Source organism: Oscillibacter sp. CU971 (assembly GCF_905219725.1).
Taxonomy (GTDB): domain Bacteria; phylum Bacillota; class Clostridia; order Oscillospirales; family Oscillospiraceae; genus Oscillibacter.
Genome location: NZ_CAJMXG010000265.1, coordinates 1 through 3,522, shown reverse-complemented (window position 1 = coordinate 3,522; position 3,522 = coordinate 1). Strand labels below are relative to the sequence as shown.

Genomic DNA, 3,522 nt, shown 5'->3' with positions numbered 1-3,522 from the left:
GGTATCTTTTGACAAGCACAAACATACTCCAACTTCCACTGTATAGCTACTGTTTTTTGAGCACAGGAAGAAGATTCTACGAAAGCACCAATCAGGCACTGGCAGAATCTCTATCGCTGAAATCAAACATCGTCTGTGTGTATCGCTCCGCCGCTTCACGCTTGAGCTGCAGTTGCGGATGGCAGTAGGTCCTCTCCAAAAATCCGGTGTCACCATGACCGGCCAGTTCCGCCACTGTCTGCTTATCTACACCATTGTGTAGCATGGTGGACACGAAGTAGTGGCGGAGAGTGTGAAGGTGGAACTCCCTTGGGAATCCGTTCTCGTCATAGAGCCGACGGAGGTGCCGGGAGAACGTATCGGGGTGCATCAGCTCACCGCGCTCGTTCGTGAACACATAGTCGCTCATCTCAAAGCCGTTCTCTTGCGCCTCGTATATCTTATAGTAGCAGTAGCTACGAAGTATGGTGGTCATCTCCTCGCTGATATAAATCGTCCGAGCCTGGCCGTTCTTGGTCGTCCCCTCTACCACGCCTCTCCCAGGAACCGAACTGCGGGAGCGGTTGACCGTCAGGATGCACTCGTCGCCATTCATAATGAGGTCGTCCCATTTCAAAGCGCACAGTTCTCCACGACGGCAGCCGGAGTAAATCGCCAGGGCGTAAAAAGTCTTGTAGGGGTCCTCCTCGTTAGCGAGGACGTCCAGAAAACGATGGGCCTCAGCATCCGTGGGAATCATTTGCGCCCGGCGGGCCGTATCCGGCAGGTCGATCATCCGGGCGGGGTTCTTCTCAATGATCTCATTCCTCTTGGCGTCGCTCAGCACGGCGGAGACAACCGTCAAGTATTTCTGGACAGTTGCCTCTTGAATCGGTTTGCCGTGATAGGTTCGCTTCCTCAACTCCACCAGTAGATTCTCCAGAGCGATAGGCCGGAGACGGTTGAGTTTGATGCTGCCGATCATCGGGTACACGGCTTCCAGTGAGCGACGGTAAAAGCCGAGAGTAATTGGAGCGTATTTCGTCTGCCGCTCCAGCCAGCGGACGGCGTACTCTTGAAAGGACATCTCCCCATCCTCGCAGTAGCCGCTCTTGACCAGCTTCTCGAATTCCTCCGCCTCGTGAGCGACGTACTGTGAGATGCCGCGACCGCCCACGGTCTGAGGTACCGTGATTGTCTTCGCTCTGCTGATTTTTCGACCGTCAGGGCGATATCCCTTGCTGACGGTGATTTTGAATTTGCGTGTGTTTAACTTTTTGATACTTGCCATGATAGATTTCCTTCCTACATACTCATGCCCTGGCTGTGCGTGTCAGCCGTCAGCTTCTGGCCCATCGCCAGTTTCTTCAGCGCCTCCCGGCGGCGCTGCTTGTTGTCCGTCCATGTGGGCGGAGCGGGAAGCGGCGGTATATCATCCAGCCGTTCCATCGACCTGCCCAGCTGAATGAGGCCCTCTGCCAACTCGCCCAGCCAGCCTTCGTCCGGCTCCACACTGCCGGGGCGGAAGCCAACGGTCTGCCGGTAAATAAACAGTGCCTCCAGATTCTCTTTGAGGAACGTCTCGTCGTGCAAACTGCTGTCCCGGCACTTCCGTCCGTTTGGACAGACGAAGGTGATGTGCTTCCGGGCGTCTGTCCAAATGACCTCGTAGCCCTCCTGCTCCATGTTGGCGATGAACGACTCCCGGCTGTCCGCGTATTCCAGCGCCTCGTTGATGGCGTGAATCAAATCCATCTTCCAACTGTCCTCTCTGAGACCAGCCTGGTACTCGCCAGGCTTCATCCGCTTTTTCTTCGAGCGCTTCTCCGGCTGCTCCAAAACGCTCAGGCCATGGGCGGCACAGATTTCGTCATTGACCTGACGATGCCTGAGTAGGTCGTCCGCGCTCTGGTGGAGCTTCCGCCCCGTCTCACAGCTGACGCTGTTCACTATCAGGTGGTTATGGAGGTGGTTGGTATCTAGGTGCGTCGCCACCACCACCTCGAAGCCTGGGAACTCACGCTGAGCCAACTCCAGCCCAATAGCGTTGGCCTCCTGCGGCGTTAGATTATCTGTCTCAGCGAAGGACTGCACGAAGTGGTAGAACTGTCTGCCGTCAGTTTTCTTGAACCGCCGTTTCGTTGTCATCATCTCGGTGTAGGCGGACTGCGGAACGCAATTGTGACCAGTGATGAACCGAAGTCCGCCGGCGCGGGTCTTTTTCTCCTGCTGGACGTATTTCAAAACGCCTCCCAGCACCCCCGCCGTCTGCTTCTTGTTTTTGATCGCTGTGAACGTCGCCATCAGCTCACCTCCGTCAAACGGCTGACCTGTTCGCAGAGAGAGGCGTACTTGTCGAGCAGCTCGTCGCTTCTCAGGACCGTGAGCCGCCCCATGTTCGCCAGCGTGGTAAGTTGGTTGAGGTTACGGCCTTGGGCTTTCAGCTCCGAGAGAACTGCGTCGAGGCCCTCCACTCGAACGATCTCCTGACCCAGACCGCAGATAATCAGGTACTGCGTGAGAGTCATGCCAGCATCCCGCGCACGCTCCTGGAGCCGCTGTTTGACCTCCGGCGTCATCCGGGCTGTGACGATGGCTGTTTTCTTCTTCTGCATATCCGCACCTTCCTTCGCTCCTCTCCCCTTTAGGGGCAGGGGGTGCCGGGGCTTTGCCCCGGCGAATGCGCCCGGCGTATAGCCGGGTGCGATGCTTGCCCCACCCAAGGGTGGGATTTCTCCTCCACGGGGCCTATCTGTGCGTTTGAGGGTGTCTGCTGTATTTTTACTCTCGCACCGCAGAGAAAGCGCACACGGCCCCTTCACTGCGCCGCACATTCTGGAAATATCGACGCGCCCTCTATCCTTAGCGCGTCAAGCACTTGCGGCCTTGGGATCACGCTCTGCGACGGTTGCGTCGATATTTTCACCGCCCGCAAAAATACCGTCATCACCGACGCAACCGACGCACTCCAACTCAATCAGACGGCGGTCATGCGTCCGGCGAAACCGACAGGCGAACCCGTAGCGTTCCAGCTCCTCCGCACAGCTCCGCATCTTTCGTGTCAGCACGTTTCCAGGATAGAGAACGCCGCACCTCTGACGCAGCCTTGCGGAGAGTTCCTCGGCGGTCCCACTGAATGAACCGGCTTCTCCGAGCCAGGCCAGCAGATGCTCCAGAACCTCCTCAGAGGGAAGGGGGTCATCTACGGCGCTGTCCGAACGCAGTTCCCACACATGACTATCCTGATTAAACTCCAGCGCCAGCTCCCTCGTCTGAATATCCCGTCCAGTGCAGTGCAAGACCGCGCCGCTCTCTGCCCTCTTGGATCGAATCAGTACCAAGGTCCCATCCGCTGCTCCGGCAATCCCGGTTGTGCCGCTGATCCGGTTCAATGGATCGTCGTCCTTCATCTTGCGGAGGTGGTGGATGACCAAAACCGTCAGACGGTGCTGGTCGGCAAAACTCTTGAGCAGCGACAGGTCGTTGTAGTCACAGCCGTAGCTGACGTCGGCGGCTGTCCGTACCTTTTGCAGTGTGTCGATG

The 3,522-nt window shown here is 57.4% G+C and carries 3 protein-coding genes and 1 pseudogene; all 4 read right to left on the bottom strand.

Translation table 11 applies throughout. The annotated features are described in order from the left end of the window. Positions 1-91: 91 nt before the first annotated feature. Positions 92-1,270, bottom strand: a complete 1,179-nt coding sequence (locus JX325_RS13800) for a site-specific integrase (RefSeq protein WP_204791672.1) — start codon at positions 1,268-1,270, stop codon at positions 92-94. Between the two features lie 14 nt (positions 1,271-1,284). Beyond that, positions 1,285-2,283: a relaxase/mobilization nuclease domain-containing protein gene (locus JX325_RS13795; protein ID WP_204791671.1), complete on the bottom strand. Its 999-nt coding sequence runs from the start codon at positions 2,281-2,283 to the stop codon at positions 1,285-1,287. After that, complete coding sequence (locus JX325_RS13790) at positions 2,283-2,594, bottom strand: plasmid mobilization relaxosome protein MobC (RefSeq protein WP_204791670.1); 312 nt, start codon at positions 2,592-2,594, stop codon at positions 2,283-2,285. The genes JX325_RS13795 and JX325_RS13790 overlap by 1 nt, the downstream gene beginning before the upstream one ends. 255 nt (positions 2,595-2,849) lie before the next feature. Beyond that, positions 2,850-3,522, bottom strand: a pseudogene (locus JX325_RS13785) (helicase RepA family protein); the annotation flags it as partial.

What these genes read in the sequence shown, in the direction of transcription:
- JX325_RS13790 (WP_204791670.1), bottom strand. Translation starts at nt 2,594, where the DNA reads ATGCAGAAGAAGAAAACAGCCATCGTCACAGCCCGGATGACGCCGGAG.
- JX325_RS13800 (WP_204791672.1), bottom strand. Translation starts at nt 1,270, where the DNA reads ATGGCAAGTATCAAAAAGTTAAACACACGCAAATTCAAAATCACCGTC.
- JX325_RS13795 (WP_204791671.1), bottom strand. Translation starts at nt 2,283, where the DNA reads ATGGCGACGTTCACAGCGATCAAAAACAAGAAGCAGACGGCGGGGGTG.